This is a genomic window from Bdellovibrio sp. SKB1291214 (assembly GCF_002209355.2).
GTDB lineage: Bacteria > Bdellovibrionota > Bdellovibrionia > Bdellovibrionales > Bdellovibrionaceae > Bdellovibrio.
This window is the reverse complement of record NZ_CP106855.1, coordinates 170,506-190,433: the sequence shown is the minus strand read 5'-3', so window position 1 is coordinate 190,433 and position 19,928 is coordinate 170,506. Positions and strand designations below refer to the sequence as shown.

Genomic DNA, 19,928 nt, shown 5'->3' with positions numbered 1-19,928 from the left:
GCTGCGCCGCCCTAAAAAAGGGAACTGTTACCTGAGGGGAACTATTCAAGAGTCATTACGTTAACGACAACTGCACCGTGTGCTGCAAGGCCTTTTGCCAAACAAGCTTTCGCTGTTTCGAAGTCCACTTCTTGTTTGTTTGGACCGAAACCGATCATCATGTTGCCGTTGCCAACTTCACCCCGAACTACGCAACCTTCAGAGTTTTGGTTGATAACTGCGATTTTGCTGTTAACCGGAATTTCCATGTTTGCTTTCGTATACTTGATCACGCAGTAAAACATCTGCTGTTTTTTGTCTTTTTTATCGATCACGTTTTTAACGCAAAGATCGTAAGGATTTGGAATTTCTCTTTCCACCAAGATAACGTTGCCTAATTTGCGGTCTGCTGCATTTGCAGAGAACGCAACCAAAGTTGCCAAAATAGCGATAAATAGTTTCACGAAAGCCTCCCATGGCTGTTTTTTTCGCCTCATAGGCTTTCACCTTTTATTGAAACATTATAGTGATTTGGCGGTGTGCTATTTAATTTTTTCCTGGATCGCGCCGCGGGCCCAGCTGGTGGCTTGATATCCCACCCATAGCAGCAGCAAAAGGGAAGACATCATAACTTCGTCAGGAAGACCAATACGCATTGGACCGGCGGCATCTGCCATGGTCATGGTTCCAATCCATAGGATGTGAAAGGTGATCAGTACTGCAAATAAAATCCCGCGTTTCATCTTTACCCCTCTCGGCCAGAACATTTAGGCTAAGGGTTTACAGAAGTTCACAGCAAGGATTTGGACGCGGGCTTGTGATTAAACAGTTTCGTCAGGAATTGTCAGGAGCAAAGCACGATCTTTCAAAACGACCATCGTGTGTTCGAACTGAGCTGTGCGATGTTCAGGGGAAGTTACCAAAGTCCACTCGTCACCAGCAACATTGTCGACACAAAACGCGCCCGTTGATAAAAACGGTTCGATCGTGATGACGTGGCCTTCTTTCAAGCGGCGATCGTCTTTACGATCAAAATAACTTGGGATGAATTCGGGAGCCTCGTGCAAAGATTTGCCAACCCCATGGCTACCTAAATTTTCAATGATCGAGTAACCATATTCATCAGCGATTTCTTCGACTCGCTGACCGATGGTGTTTATCTTCACACCACCTTTAATTCCGGCGATAGCGTGGTTCAGTGCTTTTTTAGTTGCTTCAAGTAATCGTGCATAATCAGCACGCTCAGGCGGAACCATGAAAGAGCCACCGTTATCCGCATAAAAACCATTTAACTCGGCAGAGACGTCGATATTAATCAAGTCACCCGCTTTGATGATCTTGTCGGAAGGCACGCCATGAGCCGCTTCATGATTCAAGCTGATGCATGTATGTCCTGGAAAATTATAAACGAGGATGGGACCGGAGCGAGCACCATATTTTGCCAAATACTCGCCACCCAGATTATCCAACTCTCTCGTTGTCATACCGGGTTCTATTTTTTGGGACATGTATTTAAGACAATTGGCAACGACCTTACCAATCTTTTTTAGTCCTTCTAATTCCGCTTCCGTCTTTACGATCATAGGCCTCAGTTATACACTCATTTTTATGAAAACCACACCAAGTTCTGTCAGAATTCTGCGAAAACAAGGCGCTGCGAATCTTTTACCTGCAGTTTCATCGGCTGATAATAAAAGCAGCCGTGGTAAGAGTCTGATTATGGCCGGAAGCGCTTCGTATCCTGGAGCTGGTGTTTTAGCATCCAAAGCAGCTCTGAGAATGGGCAGTGGTTACGTGATTTTAGCTCAGCCTGATCTGTCCGTTTCTGCTTGGGATCATCCCGATTTTATTTTAAAGGACCTTTCAGTAACCTCATGGAAGTCGATTGAGCACAAGGCCGTATTGTTAGGCCCGGGCTTTGGAGTAAACAACTTCACCGCCAAACTCATTCGCGAATTGAAATCAGCTGGCGAAACCCATGTGATTTTGGATGCCGATGCTTTGACCGTAGTGGCGCAAGAAAAAATACATCCCTTGCCAGCCAGTTGGATTCTCACTCCGCATACGGGGGAACTGTCACGATTGATCGGGAAACCTGCCGATGAAATCAACCGCGATCGCATCAGTGCTGCAAAACTTGCTCAGAAAAAGTTCGGCTGTGTGGTTTTACTAAAAGGTCACAAGACTTTGATAGCCACCAAAAAAGACCTCGCCACCATTGCCACTGGAAATTCGGCCTTGGCTAAGGCGGGGACTGGAGATGTCTTAGCCGGAATCATGACAGCACTGCGCGCACAGAATATGAATCCTGCGGATGCGGCTTTGCTGGCTGCTTATATCCACGGAGCGACAGCAAATCTATGGGTGGCCCGAAGAAAGGATCCACTCTCGATGATGGCATCTGACGTCATCGAGCTTGTGCCAGAGGTTTTGTTCCAACTGCGCAAACTTAAGAACGGGTAACTACGGTTTCATGCGAAAAGGCAACTTTGTTTCTGGCATTAATCGACTTGGCTTTAATTTTTAATCCATGACCGGTGGTCGTGCTGTCGATAATTAAAAAGTTATGATGCCAAGTAAAGGCCTCCCTACGGGGATTTCTATAAAGCCACTTTAGCGGAAGATTTAAGCTGTGTATGGCGCTGGATGTGTATTCGTAGGTTCGATAGCCCAGATACTTGGGATCTACGCTCATAATTTCGCTAAAGTGCACGTCCCCTGAACCAAAAACGACAGGAGCCTGACACTTGCGAAGCTTGCTAAGCACATCAGTAAAATTTTTGCCAAAGTCTTGCAGGAAAGATTCCTGCTTAATGTAATTCCCAAAAAATTGACTGCCGTTAAAGACCCAAGCGGGTTTTGAATTCTGACAAATATTTTCTAAAAATTGTTCTTGTTGGTCATAACCCCACATCATGCCGCCACACTGTTTTTCATCGCGAAAATACCGGTCATCTAAGAAAAAGAACCTTTGCCCGAAGGCATTGAATTGCGAGCCCACACCCATCGTATTTTTAAAGCCATCGGTGTTGCGACTTCCAAAGAACAAATCAAAGACTCGCTTTGAGGAATTTTTGTATTTAAATGATTTGCACATGTTGTCGCGTCCGTAATCATGATCGTCCCACACAGCCAGGGTTGGAATCAGATGGGGCTGCCGAAAATGCCGCAATCGAGACCGCGTTTCACAATAGCGTCGCCAGATATCGGTTTCAGTGGTTGGACATCGAAAATCGGCATACACCGCATCGCCCACCAAAAATATAAAATCGGGTTTTTGTGCAAAAAGAAGGTCCCACATGACACGTGAATGGCTGATATAAAAATCACAAGCGCAACTGGCCATTGCGAAGCGAATATTGTTTTTGGAAGAAAGCTTAATACTTTTAAAAACCCGCTCGTCTAAAACGGTTCCACGGTCCCTGTCGATGACCTGAAAATAGTATTTCATCCCGGGTTCAAGATCGGACACGTAAATCTTATCGATGCCCTGATGATAGGTTTTGCGCATATCGTGGTCCCATACTTGGCAAGGAACGGGGCGACCTCGTGAATCCCATACTTTGTAAGCATAAGGATTGCCAAGCTCAGTCAAAACCGTGATCTGAGTCGAATAAGAATTCGTCATATGCTGACAGATGGGAATTCTGCCCGTGAATCCACTTGCGGCCTCTGCGATCCCAGCAAAAAGGGGAGAATTGAGCGCAGAATAGCCTATAATCGAACTGGCCGATAATTGTAGGAAACCTCGTCGTGAGGTTTTCATGGGACGCCTCTTTTGTTTGTTCCGATAGCGTCCCAGGCCGCCCGAATTCGGGCAATGTTGCTTGGAAAAAAGCAGGTAGTTTTTCCATTAATTTATCCTTAACAAAAACCCAACTATCTTTTTGCGAATGGAACCGCTAAAAAGCTGAAAATCACAGGAGATTTCATGCGCAAAGCAATTTTGGCCTCGGCCCTTCTTGGACTGTCGATCAATGCCTTTGGACAAACCTCTAAACTGTCTTTGCCAAGCCCCGTGGCAACAGAAGCTGAGTCAGGCACTCAAACCTCCACGTTGAAAACCGGAACTGTTTTAAATAAAAAATTTGAAGACGATAAAGACATCACAGATGCACGCATGAAAGCGGATTCAGGTTCGTTGTCTCGCTATTCTTTGAAATTCTCTCTAAGCTATTCAGGTCCTCCGGTGGGCAGACTATCTGATGACAAACAACCAAATCCAGATGGCAGCGTGTGCGCCTGCGATACATCTTTTGGTGGTTCTTTCGGAACTCGTTTCCGTTTCGATTCTAAAAGTGCATTGTCTTTGGGGACTGGCGTAAACATGCTGACGCCATTCAATGAAGAAACTCGCCGTTACGAGGCAAAGAATCCATATATCAGCTATGACCGTAACGGGCGCGTGGGTGATCTGCAGATGCGAAATGGCGTAAGTGCTACTTACGTAACAAATCAAACCTACCGTGACATTGGCGAATATGCGGGTGTGGGTTACGATACTTCTCTTTTATACAACTTCGGGACAAGTCGTGTAGGTGTCGGTATTGATGCTTCTTTTAATTACTATTTCTTTGATCGTGGACCAGATCAAAAAGCTAAGAAAGAGCTTACGACAGGCCGCTATTCTTTAGGCTTTTATCCACAAATTAAATATGCATTCTCGGACAAGTTCAGCACTTACAGTTCTTTGGCGCTAAATTTCAATAACCCACGCGGGACTGAAGATAACACAGTCTTGTGGAACAGAACTCTCAGCCAACGTTTGGGCTTTGGTTACGCTTTCACTCGTGATGTGTACTTTGCTCCGTATTTTAATTTTTATCCTAAGACTTTTTCTGCAGACTCAACGACTGTGAATTTTGCGACGACGTTCTCGATTTTGTAGGGATTGCTTTTAAAAACAAAAAAACCAGAACGAAACGCGTTCTGGTTTTTTTTAGTTAATCTTCCCATTTATTACTAGGCTGGGAGGATGGTAGCTACGGTGGTCCTGTCTCGAGAAGGTCATTCAATTCACGAATCTCCGTGGATAGAATGTGTTCCAAACGTGCTACATGCTTGAGTGCCATTCAAGGCTCCTTTCGCTCGCCACCTACGTGGCCTCTGATATTATACCTATCGGCTAGACCTTTGGAGAGTTGAGGGGAAAATTTCAGTTTTTCAAAAAAAACCAAAGAATCTCAAAATGAGATCTGAGTTTTTAGTCTAATCAAAAGATCCTGAGTGATCATATAAGACAAACCCCAGAGTGGAATCTCGCGGTCCAAGGAAATGGCTGGAAGCTGCAGCAGCATTTGCTCGCGAGTCAGCTCATAAGTGGTTTTGCGATCGGGATTATCCAGCTGTTTAAGGGGAACCCAAAAGAAATCTGCCACTTCATTCGGATCTAATTGGATCGCAAAATCTCTCTCAGTATAAAACACGAAAGGGCGTATGAAGAAATCCAACAAAGAACCCGCTTTACGCGCCTGTATATCATCCAAGCGGCCTACCATTTCATCGGGCGTCAAAATGATACCGACTTCCTCCTGCGTCTCACGAAGAGCCGTCGCCAAAGCAGACGAATCAATATCTTCTTTTTTTCCGCCGGGAAAAGCTATTTGTCCTGACCAACGATCATTCGGTTGAACAGCTCGTTGGATAAAACCAATCTGTAAATCGTCCAACGGTCCACGCAGAATCAACGACACGCAAGCATAACGTTCCAGCGTCTGAGATAAATCCAGAGGTTGAGTGCCGACAAAAAGGTTTGAGAGTTGTTTCTGCAAAACGAAGTCCTTGTATTTCACATATGGTAGCACAAGGAATTCGTATTTATGAACAGCTGGCTAGGCCGTGTCTAATTATTTGCACGAGCGTCGAGAGGCCGTTTTGCTTTTCAGTTTAGATAGATTCAAAAAAGCTTTAAACAAGATAGTAAAGAATGCAGAAGTACTGACTGATGCTGCCCGCCATAACAAAGAGATGCCAGATGCCATGGAAGTGCTTCACTTTTTCGTCGAATAAAAAGAACGCGATACCACCGGTGTACAGAACACCACCAGTTGCTAACAACGTCATACCCCGTGGATCCAAGTTTTGCGTAAGTGGTTTCATCGCCACAACAATCAACCATCCCATCACGACATAAATAATCATGGATGGAATGCGCGTGCGATGGGACAGAGTCAGCTCAAAAATAATTCCAATCAGCGCCAGCGACCAATTAATGCCAAACAACCACCAGCCCCAAGGGCCATGCAACGTGATCAACGTGAAAGGAGTGTAGGTTCCTGCGATTAATAAATAGATGGCCATGTGATCAAGTTTTTGCAGGATCTTTTTCGCTCGGCCTTGAAAGCTGTGATATAGAGTCGAAATGGTATAAAGCAGAACTAGCATCCCACCATAAACACTGGTACTGACAATCTTAATCAGATCACCTTGAATGCTTGCTAATGTCACAAGTACAGAAGTCCCCGCGACTGCGAGAACAGCACCGATCAAGTGGCTAATACTATTGAAGCGCTCACCTTGATAAATAGGAACCTCCGATAGATCCATGCTAACACATCGCTGTTTGATTTCCCACTTGTGAAAGATAGCTAATAAAAGAATAATTACTCAATCATCACAGTGAGAGAATTATGAAGCAGAAGTCATCATCAGCAAGTGTACGTTTTATTTTTGCGACAATCTTTTTAGATGCGTTGGGGATTGGAGTTTTAATTCCAGTTTTTCCAGATGTTATACGTCGCTTTGGTCATGATCCCTCGTTTGTGAATCATTACTACGGCTACTTTATCTCGATCTACGCCCTGATGCAGTTCTTGGCTTCGCCCGTGTTGGGTTCACTTTCAGATCGCTTTGGGCGCAGACCCGTATTACTCGTCTCTTTGTTAGGGGCAGGACTCGATTACCTTTTGATGGCCTTTGCACCGACCTTGGGAATTCTGTTTGCGGGACGTATCGTCTCTGGACTTACGGGGGCTAGCATGACCGTCGCAAGTTCTTACATGGCGGATATTTCTGATGACTCAAATCGTTCAGCGAATTTCGGTATGATTGGAGCGGCCTTCGGATTAGGTTTTATCGTAGGACCGGGGCTGGGCGGTATCTTGGGCCACTATGGACATCAAGCTCCGTTCATCGCAGCTGCGGTATTCAACTTATTAAACTTTGCCTTTGGATATTTCATTTTGCCAGAGTCCTTGGACGAAGCTCACCGCCGCAAAATGAGTTGGGGAAAACTAAATCCATTTGCATCGTTGATGCGGATTTTGTTTAAGCCTGGAATGCGCGTGATGGTGTGGATTTACTTTTTATTGTATTTGTCTGGGCAGTCACATCCAAGTATTTGGACGTTGTATACGCAGTACAAATTTAATTGGTCCACTTTCGAAGTCGGACTGTCTTTATCCTTTGTCGGATTATCGGTCGCCTTTGTACAAGGCTATTTGACTCGCCTCATCGTCCCGAAATGGGGAGAGATGAAGGCACTGAACATCGGTATTTTCTTTAGCGTTTCGGCCTATTTTGGATACGCCTTTGCAACTCATGGATGGATGCTCTATGCGGTGCTAGCGTTGACGTGCCTGAATGGAGTGACAGGACCCGCTTCGATGTCTTTGATTTCTAAAGATACTCCGCCGCAAGAGCAAGGAGAGCTGCAGGGTTCTTTGATTTCCATCGCAAGTTTAACATCGATTTTGGGACCATTGATTTACACGGACGTTTTTGCCAAGTTCACATCAGAGCAAGCATCCGTTCAGTTCCCGGGCTCAGCATATTTCTTAGCGGGCCTGTTTAGTGTTGTTTCATGGATTTTATTTATTCTATATCCGCGTTTTCACAAAACTGGGCATACCACAGGTGGCCCGATCAACTCGGTGCCACCCATCCATTAAAGGACTGCTTGCAGATATTTGGAAAGATCCATTTCTGCTGAGGGATGAGTATTTAAAACGGAAGTGTGATCCCCTGGAAACCGAGGATAGTGTTTTTCCAAAAGATTTTTTACGTCGTCCGCAGTTAACTGCGTAAATTCATGCAAAGCCGAAAGCTCGTTCACGAAAGCGGGATACTGAGACGACGTGGAAATCGCATTCCAGAAATTCATTTCATACAAAGAACCTTTCATCGGTTCATTCAGTGTGAAAAGATTTGCGATCTTTTCCGGTAAACGAAGGATCGCAGCTTCCTGATGATCCAAAGCTTGCGTCCCATGCTGAGCGAAGTACAGCTCCATGCTGAACTGTTTAGGCCATTCAGTTTTATAAAGCTGTTGAAAAAAATCAGAACTTGAACGCAGATCTGCCAAGGCTGCTGGCATAAAGTATTCGACCATGTCATCCAGGTTTGCGCCCTTGTGCTTGCCATTCACTGAGCTGCCACCTTGCCACGGAGAATCGATGCTTATCACCCGGATCTGTGGCAGGTGTTCGTTATGTCCTGCTCGAGTCAGCGTGTTTAAGGCCTCTCGTGCAATCAGTCCCCCCATGCTGTGAGCAATGATGGTGATGCGTGGAGATTTGAGTTTCAAAATATTCAATGCCAGATCACCTGCAGAACGTTTCAGTGAACGGTGCAAATCATCATAGGCAAAATAGTAAAGTTGATAATCCGAAAATTTCGGCGTGTTCAATAATAATTGGGTGAAGTTTTTTATAGAACCCGACCTACCGTGAATGAAGATCATGGTGTCGTCACTATCAGATTCAGTCAGTTGATTCATTTGCGCCAAAGGAACTAAGCGGCCTTCATAGCGAGGCCCTAAAAGTTTTCTTTCGTCCTTGGGAGAGTAGGGCGTGATCTCTTGAGCTTGTGCAGGGGATCCCTGAAACAAACTTAGAGTGGAGACTAATACTGAAAGTGGCACCGACAAACCTGTTTTCATCGATGCTACTTTAAAAGTTTTGATGTCAGTTTTGGAGTTAAAGTTTTCTAATGAAACTAAGCTATTCTATGTCTATAAGAGCGTCGCGAATTTTCTTCGCGATTTTTTCAAAATCCTCAGCATTTGCACGGACTTTTAGACGAACACCTTTTTCATCGTATTCTTCACCTAAAACCTTTAGACGTGCTCTAATATCGCCAATAACCCCTTGAACTTTATATGGAATAAAGATCTCTTCTTCGCGCATTGAATTTTCAAAGAACTTGACCAATCTGCCGCGCAAATCATCAATATCTTGAGGATTGCGTGTAGACAAAAATACCGCGTCAGGAAATTCGACCGCCAAACTAGACGCCTGTTCCTCTGTCAAACAATCGCGCTTATTAAGAATAAGTAAGCTTGGGATTTCACCAGCACCGACTTCAGCCAAAGTTGCTTTGGTAACTTCCAGTTGAGAACGGAAGGAGGGATCTGCTGCATCCACCATGTATAACAAGAGTGAAGCATTCAACGCCTCGTCCAGCGTTGACTTAAAAGATGCGACCAGATCATGTGGAAGTTTTTTAATAAACCCAACTGTATCTGAAAGCAAAATTTTCGGACGAGTTTCAGGTTGAATCGCGCGAACTGTTGTATCTAAGGTCGCAAACAATTTATCTGCGACATAAACATCGCTGCCAGTCATCGCACGCATCAACGAAGACTTACCGGCATTGGTGTAGCCGACAAGGGCTACGCAAGCTTCCTGCGAACGTTGCGAACGACGAGTGAGGTGCTCTTGGCCAATCGAGCCCAATTCTTGTTTGAGTTCTTTGATACGGTCGCGGATTTTACGACGATCCAATTCGATCGCAGATTCACCGACACCTTTACCGCCACCACCCATGCGGTCATCATCGCCGCTGGAAACTCCACGCATACGTGGAGCCACATAAGTCAGGCGAGCAATTTCAACCTGCAAGCGAGCAGCACGCGTGCGAGCATGGCGGCTGAAAATCTCAATGATCACCCCTGTGCGATCTAAAACCTTAGCACCCGTGGCGCTTTCAAGATTGCGCAATTGAAGGGGGGAAAGATCACAGTCAAAGATAACCCATTGAGCTTGGTCTTGAGGATTTTCTTCCTCGACGAAATCTTCAGGTCCTTGTTCTTCAAAAGTTTCTTCATCAGCAAGATCAAAGATATCGTCGTCATCTTCTTTTTCAAATTTCAAAGCAGCTTTATGTTTTTTCTTAATGAAAGTGGGGGCCACTTTACCGGTGCCGCCCGTCCATTTTGCAAGCTCCATCAGCTTACCATCGCCCAAAACATTTGCGCTTTTGGTGGAGGTGCGGCGTTGGTGCATTTTACCGATAACTTCGAAACCTAATGTTGTTACCAGGCGCGAAAGTTCCACCAAAGAATTTTGAACTTCTTGTTCAGAAGTTCTGCCGATTTGAAGGCCGACAAGGACAGCCTTAGGAACGTTTTCTGCAGTTTCATGAAGACTCATTTTTTAGGTCCTCCACTTTTATTGCCGTTCCCTCTGAACCCACCTAAGCGTCGCTTGTTGCCACCACTTTTTTTTGGACCATGGCCAGGACCATTGCCATGACCACCGCCATGAGGTTTTGGTGCATGAGGTTTAGAGGCAGAAGCTTTGGAAGCATCAGCATTCGCGCCTCCACCCTTAGGTTCAAACGTTGGTGGTTTTTTACGAGGGTTCAAACGGCGACGGCTTTTAAAGCCACCAACTGTGGGTCGGTTTTCCATCGCTTCGATCATTGCTTTTGCTTTGCCTTTAGAAAGGATCTTGCTGCCCGCAACCTCTTCAGAGTGATACGGTTGATCTGTGACTACAGGGATCGACTTGCCAATCAGGCGTTCGATGTCACGTAAGTAAGCACGCTCTTCGGCGTCACAGAATGCAATCGCAACACCTTGAGTTCCTGCACGAGCTGTACGACCGATTCTGTGGACGTAGCTTTCTGACTCGTTCGGAAGTTCAAAGTTGATCACATGGCTGATGCCATCGATATCGATTCCGCGAGCTGCAATGTCCGTTGCCACCAACACGCGGATTTTACCTTCACGCAGATTCTCTAAAGATCTTTGACGTGCATTTTGAGATTTATTTCCATGAATAGCTTCAGCGGGGATGCGATTCTTAGCCAAACCTTCAGCAACACGATTTGCACCGTGTTTCGTTCTTGTGAACACGATCACTTTATCGAAGGACTTATCGTCCAGTAAGTGACGAAGTAAATCGCGCTTTTTACTTTTATCGACGAACATCACGGATTGTTCGATCATCTCGGCCGTTGAAGAAACCGGAGCGACCTCAACCTTTGCCGGATTTACCAATAATGAATCCGCAAGCTTTTGAATTTCTTTGGGCATAGTTGCCGAGAAGAACAAGTTCTGACGAAGTTTAGGCAAATAAGTCAAAACTTTGCGGATATCAGGAAGGAACCCCATATCCAGCATACGGTCTGCTTCGTCTAGGACGAAAACTTCAAGCTTATCGAGCTTCAGGTATTTTTGTTGAATCAAATCCAACAAACGCCCCGGCGTTGCAATCAACACATCAACGCCGCTTGAAAGCGCTTTAACTTGTGGAGTTTGTCCAACTCCGCCAAAGATCACAGCTGTGCGGATTTTTAAATGCTTACCGTACGTTTGAAAGCTTTCATGAATTTGAATCGCCAGTTCACGCGTCGGAGCCAATACAAGGACGCGCGCATGCTTAGGTTCAGCTCGATTCCATTGTTTTGCCAGATGATTCAAGATAGGCAAGGCAAAGGCTGCTGTTTTACCAGTGCCAGTTTGAGCGCAGCCTAAAAGGTCGCGGCCTTCCAACAGATATGGAATCGCTTGTTGCTGAATGGGAGTTGGCGTTGTGTAGCCGGTTTCAGCGACAGCACGTTGGATAGGTTCGACAAGGGGAAGATCGGAGAATTTTTGAGAAGAAGTCATAGGGACAAATAGCTACAGGGTCCTTGTCCAAACCGCAAGGTATAAAGCCTTATCCTAGCAAATATACAGGGATTTCTAGAATTCCCAGTCCTCAATCAACAAAGCTGATTGAATTTGATTCTGCCGAGTTAAGCCACACACGGTTTTAAGCTTGTAGTGGAAGGAATAGTTCATGGCGGAATCAATTTCAGTGACCTTATGGAATGGGAAATCAAAATTAAAGCAGCTGAATTTAACCACATCGCGCATTTTGTGAGCCATGCCCAGAAATGCCATGTAAAAGAGGTTGTCTCGTTCCCAGAGTTCAAACCAAGTACGACTGGTCAATTGCTCAAGTGTGAAGGAGCAGCGTTCATAGCAGGCAAGACTGCGGAAAATTTGAAGATTATCGCGATTATAGATCTGAATATAACGCTCGTTACGAAGTAAGTCGTACAGATCAGAATTCGGAGCCTGGCCAATTCGGAATAGAAACTGAAGAACGAAGCGCTCGGGATTCATGGTGCCCTCAAGCAGCTCTGCTTTCAAAGCTCCCACGTAGGCATGAAGGGCTTGGGCCACATGCTGACGGGTTTCAGGCAAAAGATTGTGAAATTCAGGAAGGCTGAAATCTTTATAAGGCTGAAGCGTGAAGCCGCAGGACTGCAAAAGCTTTGAGAGCTCTTCCAAATCAGCACGGTAGCTAGCTATATAGGGTTCGGGTCTTAATAAGAATTCCATTACGTCAATTTAACTACTAAACAACTTGTTTAGTTGTCCAATTGCATTTTTGAAATACTTGGGAAACCATCATGATTCTAGCGAAGAACGATATCGATAGCCTCTTGTGGAGTCGACGTTAGTTGGAAATAGCGCGCATACTCAGAGCGAAGCAGCCCCGTAGTGGTCGCATGTTTTACGAACGTATCAAGATGTCCATAAAAATCCATGACATTTACCAGAGCAATTGGCTTTTGATGATAACCAATTTGTGACCACGTTAGGACCTCAAAAAGCTCTTCCAAAGTTCCAAAGCCACCGGGCAAGGCGATAAAGGCATCCGCCAATGTTGCCATGGTTGCTTTGCGTTCGTGCATATCATTCACAACACGCAAATCAGTGATGCCTTCGTGTGCTTGTTCCATGGCGACTAATTTTTGAGGAATGATGCCGATCACTTGGCCACCTTTTTCCATGACAGCATCAGCGATGGCACCCATCAAACCGACCTTACCTCCACCATAGACCAACTCGATTTTATTCTTGGCCAAAAGATGTCCCAACTCGCGAGCCGCTTGCGCGTACTCGGGCTTATTGCCAGGGTTTGCTCCGCAATAGACGCAGATTCTTTTGATTTTCATGATGGCTCCAATCGTTCATTCCTACCATCATGCTTTCCAACAAAGGGCGCAGTTGTCAATAGAGACTGCGCGAAGCTTGCTCTTATCATTGAGATACGCACAACAAGGAGTAGAAGTAATGGCACAAGCTGTACCGGCTTCACACAAAGCCGCGCAAAAACGACTAACGAAAGCGGAATTCAAACTATTTTCTCAAAGTCATTCAGACCTAAAAAAGATTCCTAGCGAAAGAATTCGTAAGGCTCGTGCACAGGCTGTTGAGGTGGTGAAAAAACATCGTAAAAATGCCCGTGCAAAAGCTGATGATAAGACTGCGTTACGTGAGCTGAATTTCCGTCTGCGCAGCATGGAAAAAACATTGGAACGCTTTGATCGTGTGTTGAATAAAGAGCGCATCGAAAAACGCAAAGCAAAAGCTGCTCGTGGTAAAAAAAGTCTGACGGAGCAACCAAAGATGCACCTGAAAATTGGGGATGAGCCTCGCGAAAGTTTTTTAAAAAGAACCAAACAAAAAATTTATTCTCGCGGTCAAGAAAATGTGAAGTCGCGCTTCGACAATGCTCCTCAAAGCGTGGGAAAGCATGCAGCTGGATTTTCCAGTGCTCGTTCGCGCAAAGGACAAGTAGCTCGCGATCGTGGCAACTCGTCTGAATCATAAGTCCATGAAATCCATTATTATTAAAAAATCCCTGGCAGTAATGCTGGGGATTTTTCCATCTGTGGTTTTTGCTTTAGGCGGAGATTTGCAATTCAATGGTCGTTGCGGACCGGGCCAGCATTTCGCTTCGATTTCATTTGTCGGAGATATTCTTATTCATAAGTTGCTGTATGTGAATGTCGTCGCAGAGACTAAGGACTTTTCGCAGATCTGGCGCGGGATCAATCCGATGTTTTCTAAAGCCAACTTTTCAGTCGCGAATCTCGAGGGCCCGGCCGCATTAGGAATTGATGCCCAAGGCAGAGATTGGGGCGATGTTGGATTTATTTACGACGATAAAATATACTCCGGCACTCATTTTTCCTTCAATTATCATCCTAGAATTTTAAGTGATCTGAAACACAGTGGCATTGATTTACTGACACTCGCGAATAATCATATTTTGGATCGTGGTTGGATCGGAATTGATCGCACAATGACGGCTGCCCGCACCGTGGGGATTCAAGTGACGGGTGCAAGGCACTCCCAAGATCGTAATGATCCATTTTACCGTGTGGTGAACATACAAGGACTGAATATCGCCTTCATTGGTTGCACTGAAATGACCAACGGTCGGCCCGATAATAAAGCTCAAGTAATGAATTGTTATAAGTCTGGCTTGATGGACACGATTAAAACATTGTCGGCACGTTCTGATATCGACGCTGTTATCGTATATCCGCACTGGGGTGATGAATACCAACAAACGCCGAATTCGCGCCAGGTGTCGGCAGCAAAATCTTTTTTAGAAGCAGGTGCGGTGGCGGTTGTCGGATCCCATCCTCACGTTTTGCAACCTTGGGAAAAATACGTGACCAGCGACGGGCGTGAAACATTCATCGTTTATTCATTAGGTAACTTCGTGGCTGCGCAGAAAGACGTCGAGCGGAAGGCTTCTGCAGTTATGTACATGGGATTGACCAAACCGGGCCAGGGAAAAGCTGTGATTTCTGGAGTTGCATACACTCCCACCGTTCGCAGCGGTTATAAGATCTATCCCGTAGGCGCAAACGGGGATAAGTCAGTTCTGAAGTATCTGGGGCGACACTATGGACAAAGCGGTTTGTTGAATCCCGAGGAATCTTTGTCATTAAAGCTGTGCAGATCGTTGCCTTAGGTAGGATTTCTCGGATACTCTTAAGGGATGTCATCTATCAATGAGCACCCTACGTTCGAATATTCGCAGCCCCAGGATTACCATTTCTCTCATGATTCTGTATTCCTGGCGCGCGAAGTGTTTGAGATGTATCGTGACGAGGGGTTGACTCCCGCCGCTTGTCTGGACTTGTGTTCTGGTTGCGGAATCATTGGATTGGATTTTTTATTTCATAATCAAAAAGAGCGTGGAGTTGTTCCCAGATCTTTTGATTTTTTGGAAGTCCAAGCTGACATTTATCAAGAGCACTTTGACAAAAATGTGGCTCACGTCACGGATCCTAAAACAGTCATAAAATTCATTCCTGAAAATTATGATGTCTTGCAATCAGCACATTATAAAAACCAGTACGATTTAATTTTGTGCAACCCACCTTACTTTCATAAAGATCAAGGAACCTTGTCGCCCTCGGAATTTAAAAACCGCTGCCGTTTCTTTTTGGATTCGGATTTTGCGAACCTGATGCGTGGGATTGAGAACTCCTTAAGACCTGGTGGCAGAGCTTATGTTTTGCTTCGTGAACAGCGTCAACACGGTTGGAGTGCCTTTCATCTAGCGGGCCAGCATTTGTCAGCCGCGATGAGCCTGGAAATTCTGGGCGATATCCGCGGGACGAGCCTGCTGGAAATTCGTAAGGCTTCTATTTAGCTCTCTCAGGTCAAGGCCACGGTTAAATCAGATCGTGGGGCCCCAGTTGAGAATCTACCAAAAATGGGTAAATACCTGTTAACACTCGACAACCGGGCAATTTTTGCAGGGATTTTCGCCAATTGGTTTTCAATTAGCTATCCAATTGCCCACAGCCATGACAAGCAAGTCCCCCTCAGCTACTAGGTTCGGACTGTTTAGAAAAGGGGAGCTCATGATTTCTCGTATCGTTCTTGCGGTCGTCCTGTTGTTGCCAGCAATGTCTTTGGCACAAACTGCTGTTACTTGTCCTTTGCGTAACGGCGAAACCGAACTGACTATCAATCGTGTTATGCGCAACTTCGGTAAATACTTTGCCGACGCCGAAACCGTAGCCAGAAAAATTGGTGATCCTTGGGATAAAGTTACAGATCAAGACCTTCAAAAAGGCATTGATGGTTTGAATATTTCCATCGCTTGTGCAGATGCAGTTGTTGCAAAACCGACGGACGCTGTGATGCCTACCAAAGGTTCCTTGATGGATGAGAAGGCGCGCGCTGAATTGAACGAGTACTACATTTACTTCATGAGCGATTTCAAAGACGCTTTGATCGAATATCGTGATTTGCTTGTAAAAACGCTGGCAACACCTGAGGCCCAACGTGACTATGCGGCGATCGTAACAAAAAACGACGAAGTTAATCAAAAAGTCACTCACGCTCACAAAAAACTCTAATTAAAGGAATTGATCATGCGTAAATTTTTAGTCTCCGTTGTCGTAGCGTTGTCAGCAGTTGCCGTTGTGGCCTATGCCGAAGTGACTAGCATCAGACAAGACATGATGAACGTGGAAAAACTTGCGAAACAAATCAAAGCGACCGTTGCTGATGCCTCTCAAAACCAACAAAACGCCGTGAATGCCAATCAAATTGCTTTGTTGATGCAAGCCAATCTTCAAAAGTTTCCTGAGATCATCAAACAATGGCCAGCTGATCAACAGCCTGCTGTTGTGCAAAACTATCAAGAGCACATTAACTATGCGTTGAGCATTGCTGTTCAAATGCAAACGGCTTTTCAGAACAATGACAATGCAACAGCGGCGGCGTTGATACAGCAGCTGTTTGATGCGAAAGAAAATAGTCACAAAATTTATAATCACTAATTTAGACTTCAAATCAAATTTATGAGGGCTGCCCGAAAGGCGGCCCTTTTGTTTTTGGTCGTCTTGACTTCCCGTGGAATGGACTCAGACTTAATGCCAACGGAGGACCGATGGAGCAGGTTATTTGGAAGCGCGTTCGTGAAACGTGGCTGAGTCGAAAACCATCGCCTTTAGCAGGATTTATATCGGCACTGACGGTATTAATCCTGGTGATAGGCGCTGTGATGAACTGGCAGGGCTACCTGCATGCGGATAAATGGATGGCTGCCTCAAATGAAGCCGTCTTTCACGGCAAGCAAGTATGGCGTCTTTGGACGACCTTGTTTGCTCATGGTGACACAGGTCACTTACTCAATAATATTCTTTTATTTTTCGTTCTTGGATATTTGCTAGTGGGCTATTTTGGCTCATGGGTATTTCCAGTCGCAGCTATGTTCTTTGGTGGTATCACCAACTATTTCGTTCTAATGGGTTATCCCCCTGAGGTGAAACTGATAGGTGCCTCGGGGATCGTGTACTGGATGGGCGGAGCATGGCTCGCACTTTACTTCATGCTGGATAAGAAGCGTTCTTACACGCAAAGAACTTTGCGCTCGGTCGGGGTGGCATTAAGTGTGTTCATGCCGACGTCTGCATTCGACCCTCAAGTAAGTTACGGTGCGCACTTAGTCGGGTTCATTTTAGGCGTGTTGTTCGGATTTACTTATTACTTTATTCGTCGTGAGGAATTCACTAAGGCATTGGTGTACGAGTATGTTGTCGAAGAGGAAGACACCGTGTCTTCCCCTCAACAAGATCTTGTGTCGGAACTATCTCATCCAAACACGAATGGGCATCGGCATTCCGAATGGAATTGATGTCGCGTAAATGCGTAGAAAGCGAACTTTCGCGGGACCGAAGTATGCAGTTTTGGTTTGGTCTGCTTCGTAAACTCCTTCGATTCCATCGACTCTTTTGCCCCAAAGAACATGGGAAATAGTGTCGATGCGCTCGATGTGAGTTTTTGAACGAACTTGTACCATGATTTGAGAATACTTACCGCTGTTGTGAATCAGATAATCTTTGTAGTCTGGAGATTGAGTCATAACTGTCGTAGTTAAAACTTCGGTCCACTCATTAGAAGCGTGTGCTGCGCCCATGAAACCGAATGTGATTAGTAGTGCTGTGATAAATTTTTTCATAAGACCTCTCTCGTTTTTAGAGATGTCGATCTACACTTAATTAGGTGAAGAAAAAAGCGCAAAGAGCTGATAAGGAATTACAATTATGAAAACTCTCTCTGAAGTAAAATACTCGATTCTTGATCTCGCCTCTATCGCACAGGGTAAAACTCCTGCGGACTCTTTTCGCAATTCATTAGATCTCGCTCAGCATGCAGAAGGCTGGGGATACAACCGGTATTGGTTGGCGGAACATCATAACTTGGAAGGCATCGCAAGCAGTGCGACTTCAGTGTTGATTGGTTACATCGCCCAGGGAACAAAAAATATTCGCGTCGGATCGGGAGGCATCATGCTGCCGAATCACGCGCCACTTGTGATTGCAGAACAGTTTGGAACCTTGGGAACTTTATATCCCGACAGAATTGATTTGGGATTGGGACGTGCGCCAGGCACCGATGGTTTAACTATGCGTGCTTTACGTCGCAATGTAAATCGTGAACCTGATTTCGGCGAACAAGTTCAAGAACTGCAGGGATACTTTAAAGAATCTGCTTCAGAAATGCGCGTGCGAGCGATTCCTGGCGCCGGCGTGAATGTGCCAGTGTGGATTTTAGGATCAAGTTTGTACAGTGCTCAGCTTGCAGCGGTGATGGGACTTCCTTATGCCTTTGCAGGGCACTTTGCGCCGGATGAAATGTACGATGCGGTTCGATTGTATCGTGCCGGATTCCAAGCTTCAGAATATCTAAAGAAACCGCAAGTGATGTTGGGCATCCAGATTGTCGCAGCTGACACCGACGAAAAGGCACAAAGACTTTCCACAACGGTGATGCGCAGATTTCTGGGTATCATTCGCAATCAGCGCGTAAATCTTGAACCACCTGTTGATTCAATGGCACCCTATTGGACGGTTCAAGAAGAAGCTTTAGTAAAATCCCGTTTGGCCACCGCAATTATCGGTGGGCCTGAAACGGTCCACAAAAAACTGCGAGAGTTCATTAATATTCTTGAACCCGACGAATTGATGATTGTCTCAGATCAATACGAACATACAGACCGATTGCGCTCCTTTGAGCTTATATCGCAGATAATGAAAAACTCCTGAGCGGTCCTAATGTTCCAGATAAAAATTAATTAATGTGATTTTAATGGGAGCTTTAGAACTCTTTGCTATCTTGGATTCTGTGGCGAGTACACAAATACAAAACCAAATGGAGGTTTTATGAAATTCGCAGTTATCACTACAGCTATCCTTTTCTCTGGTCTTATCGCTCAAGCTAACGAACCTGTAGCAGCACCTGCTCCTGAACAACAGCCAGCAGCTGTTGAGCAAAAAGTTGAAGCGAAAAAAGAAGTGAAACACAAAAAAGGTAAAAAAGAAGTTAAGAAAGAAGAGATCAAAAAAGAAGAAGTAAAATCAGAAACTAAGTAATTAGTTCTTTCTTCTCGACTTAAAAAAAGGGAGCCCGTTGGGTTCCCTTTTTTTTTGCCTTTTTGCGGAGACTGAAGTCCCGCAGTCTTGGTCACATCGGTTGGCTACCCGCAGCTCCGTCGACACGCCGTCCGGGCTCACCGTCGCCGGCTTCGCCGGTTCGCGCATCGTGCGCCGACGGAGGTCGACTGCGTGCGGGCATCCATCCGCTGTGCCCAAGCCTGCGGGCCTTCAGACATCGAATGGATTATGAAAAGGGAGACAGGGGATTCTTTTTGAATCTTTCAGAAGCACTAATCATTGGGGAGACCCAATGGTTGCGCGAGGGGCATGGTTTTCGTAGGGATTTTTAGCCGGCTATTTTGCTTAGTAGGGCGGTGAGGGTTGAGAGGCGGGGGTCGATTTTATCTAATGAGAAAAGTGATTTTGAATTAACCGACGGGTGCGCTTCGCTGGTCTTATAGGCAGGAAGGGGGCCAGGGATGCGGTTCTTTATTTTAGCGGTGGTTATGGGGAGTCAGTTAGCGTATTCAGTTTCG

Annotated in this window: 23 protein-coding genes; 11 read left to right on the top strand and 12 right to left on the bottom strand. The window is 45.5% G+C overall.

The genetic code is table 11. The features are described from left to right. Positions 1–41: 41 nt before the first annotated feature. From B9G69_RS00940 to map, 3 genes are all read right to left on the bottom strand, one after another. Positions 42–443 (bottom strand): hypothetical protein, encoded by a 402-nt coding sequence (locus tag B9G69_RS00940; protein ID WP_141096958.1) that lies wholly within the window; start codon positions 441–443, stop codon positions 42–44. Positions 444–521: 78 nt separating this feature from the next. Next, entirely contained in the window at positions 522–722 is a 201-nt protein-coding gene (locus B9G69_RS00935) for a hypothetical protein (RefSeq protein WP_088616426.1), read from the bottom strand. Between the two features lie 78 nt (positions 723–800). After that, entirely contained in the window at positions 801–1,562 is a 762-nt protein-coding gene (gene map, locus B9G69_RS00930) for a type I methionyl aminopeptidase (protein WP_265437904.1), read from the bottom strand. A gap of 25 nt (positions 1,563–1,587) precedes the next feature. Here map and B9G69_RS00925 point away from each other — a divergent pair, with 25 nt between their 5' ends. Next, positions 1,588–2,442 carry an NAD(P)H-hydrate dehydratase gene (locus B9G69_RS00925; protein WP_088616424.1) on the top strand — a complete coding sequence of 285 codons (855 nt, stop codon included), beginning with the start codon at positions 1,588–1,590 and terminating at the stop codon, positions 2,440–2,442. Here the strand turns inward: B9G69_RS00925 and B9G69_RS00920 are convergent. Further along, positions 2,429–3,574 (bottom strand): phosphodiesterase, encoded by a 1,146-nt coding sequence (locus B9G69_RS00920; RefSeq protein WP_265437903.1) that lies wholly within the window; start codon positions 3,572–3,574, stop codon positions 2,429–2,431. The genes B9G69_RS00925 and B9G69_RS00920 overlap by 14 nt on opposite strands. Positions 3,575–3,910: 336 nt before the next feature. On the opposite strand from B9G69_RS00920, the gene B9G69_RS00915 reads away from it, so the two are divergent. Then, the gene (locus B9G69_RS00915) at positions 3,911–4,867 is read left to right on the top strand and encodes a hypothetical protein (protein ID WP_088616422.1); all 957 of its coding nucleotides are present in this window, start codon (positions 3,911–3,913) and stop codon (positions 4,865–4,867) included. A 295-nt stretch (positions 4,868–5,162) separates the two neighbouring features. On the opposite strand, the gene B9G69_RS00910 is transcribed toward B9G69_RS00915, so the two are convergent. Beyond that, a complete protein-coding gene (locus tag B9G69_RS00910) occupies positions 5,163–5,750 on the bottom strand; it encodes an NUDIX hydrolase (RefSeq protein ID WP_088616421.1) in 588 nt (195 codons plus the stop codon). A 136-nt stretch (positions 5,751–5,886) separates the two neighbouring features. Beyond that, a complete protein-coding gene (trhA, locus tag B9G69_RS00905) occupies positions 5,887–6,504 on the bottom strand; it encodes a PAQR family membrane homeostasis protein TrhA (RefSeq protein ID WP_176401032.1) in 618 nt (205 codons plus the stop codon). Between the two features lie 104 nt (positions 6,505–6,608). On the opposite strand from trhA, the gene B9G69_RS00900 reads away from it, so the two are divergent. Further along, complete coding sequence (locus B9G69_RS00900; protein ID WP_088616419.1) at positions 6,609–7,868, top strand: TCR/Tet family MFS transporter; 1,260 nt, start codon at positions 6,609–6,611, stop codon at positions 7,866–7,868. Here B9G69_RS00900 and B9G69_RS00895 read toward each other — a convergent pair. The 5 genes from B9G69_RS00895 to B9G69_RS00875 all read right to left on the bottom strand — a co-directional run bounded on the left by B9G69_RS00895 (position 7,865) and on the right by B9G69_RS00875 (position 13,152). After that, a complete protein-coding gene (locus B9G69_RS00895; protein WP_088616418.1) occupies positions 7,865–8,857 on the bottom strand; it encodes an esterase/lipase family protein in 993 nt (330 codons plus the stop codon). The genes B9G69_RS00900 and B9G69_RS00895 overlap by 4 nt on opposite strands. 61 nt (positions 8,858–8,918) lie before the next feature. Next, positions 8,919–10,349, bottom strand: a complete 1,431-nt coding sequence (gene hflX / locus B9G69_RS00890) for a GTPase HflX (RefSeq protein ID WP_265437902.1) — start codon at positions 10,347–10,349, stop codon at positions 8,919–8,921. Then, the gene (locus B9G69_RS00885) at positions 10,346–11,812 is read right to left on the bottom strand and encodes a DEAD/DEAH box helicase (RefSeq protein WP_088616416.1); all 1,467 of its coding nucleotides are present in this window, start codon (positions 11,810–11,812) and stop codon (positions 10,346–10,348) included. Before B9G69_RS00885 ends, hflX begins: the two co-directional genes overlap by 4 nt. A 75-nt stretch (positions 11,813–11,887) precedes the next feature. Next, complete coding sequence (locus B9G69_RS00880) at positions 11,888–12,532, bottom strand: hypothetical protein (protein WP_088616415.1); 645 nt, start codon at positions 12,530–12,532, stop codon at positions 11,888–11,890. A gap of 77 nt (positions 12,533–12,609) precedes the next feature. Further along, positions 12,610–13,152, bottom strand: a complete 543-nt coding sequence (locus tag B9G69_RS00875; RefSeq protein ID WP_217897721.1) for a TIGR00730 family Rossman fold protein — start codon at positions 13,150–13,152, stop codon at positions 12,610–12,612. A gap of 118 nt (positions 13,153–13,270) precedes the next feature. On the opposite strand from B9G69_RS00875, the gene B9G69_RS00870 reads away from it, so the two are divergent. From B9G69_RS00870 to B9G69_RS00845, 6 genes are all read left to right on the top strand, one after another. Then, positions 13,271–13,810 carry a hypothetical protein gene (locus tag B9G69_RS00870; RefSeq protein ID WP_088616414.1) on the top strand — a complete coding sequence of 180 codons (540 nt, stop codon included), beginning with the start codon at positions 13,271–13,273 and terminating at the stop codon, positions 13,808–13,810. Between the two features lie 4 nt (positions 13,811–13,814). Next, complete coding sequence (locus B9G69_RS00865) at positions 13,815–14,966, top strand: CapA family protein (protein WP_141096956.1); 1,152 nt, start codon at positions 13,815–13,817, stop codon at positions 14,964–14,966. A gap of 27 nt (positions 14,967–14,993) precedes the next feature. After that, on the top strand, positions 14,994–15,653 hold the full coding sequence (locus B9G69_RS00860; RefSeq protein WP_088616412.1) for an RsmD family RNA methyltransferase: 660 nt from the start codon (positions 14,994–14,996) through the stop codon (positions 15,651–15,653). Between the two features lie 214 nt (positions 15,654–15,867). After that, positions 15,868–16,368, top strand: a complete 501-nt coding sequence (locus B9G69_RS00855) for a hypothetical protein (protein ID WP_088616411.1) — start codon at positions 15,868–15,870, stop codon at positions 16,366–16,368. A 15-nt stretch (positions 16,369–16,383) separates the two neighbouring features. Further along, complete coding sequence (locus tag B9G69_RS00850; protein WP_088616410.1) at positions 16,384–16,794, top strand: hypothetical protein; 411 nt, start codon at positions 16,384–16,386, stop codon at positions 16,792–16,794. Positions 16,795–16,904: 110 nt separating this feature from the next. After that, the gene (locus B9G69_RS00845) at positions 16,905–17,651 is read left to right on the top strand and encodes a rhomboid family intramembrane serine protease (RefSeq protein WP_088616409.1); all 747 of its coding nucleotides are present in this window, start codon (positions 16,905–16,907) and stop codon (positions 17,649–17,651) included. Here the strand turns inward: B9G69_RS00845 and B9G69_RS00840 are convergent. Beyond that, positions 17,604–17,975 (bottom strand): hypothetical protein, encoded by a 372-nt coding sequence (locus B9G69_RS00840; RefSeq protein WP_088616408.1) that lies wholly within the window; start codon positions 17,973–17,975, stop codon positions 17,604–17,606. The two genes, B9G69_RS00845 and B9G69_RS00840, sit on opposite strands and share 48 nt — an antisense overlap. 85 nt (positions 17,976–18,060) lie before the next feature. Here B9G69_RS00840 and B9G69_RS00835 point away from each other — a divergent pair, with 85 nt between their 5' ends. Beyond that, entirely contained in the window at positions 18,061–19,062 is a 1,002-nt protein-coding gene (locus B9G69_RS00835) for an LLM class flavin-dependent oxidoreductase (protein WP_088616407.1), read from the top strand. A 117-nt stretch (positions 19,063–19,179) separates the two neighbouring features. Next, positions 19,180–19,389: a hypothetical protein gene (locus B9G69_RS00830; protein ID WP_088616406.1), complete on the top strand. Its 210-nt coding sequence runs from the start codon at positions 19,180–19,182 to the stop codon at positions 19,387–19,389. Positions 19,390–19,928 lie beyond the last annotated feature (539 nt).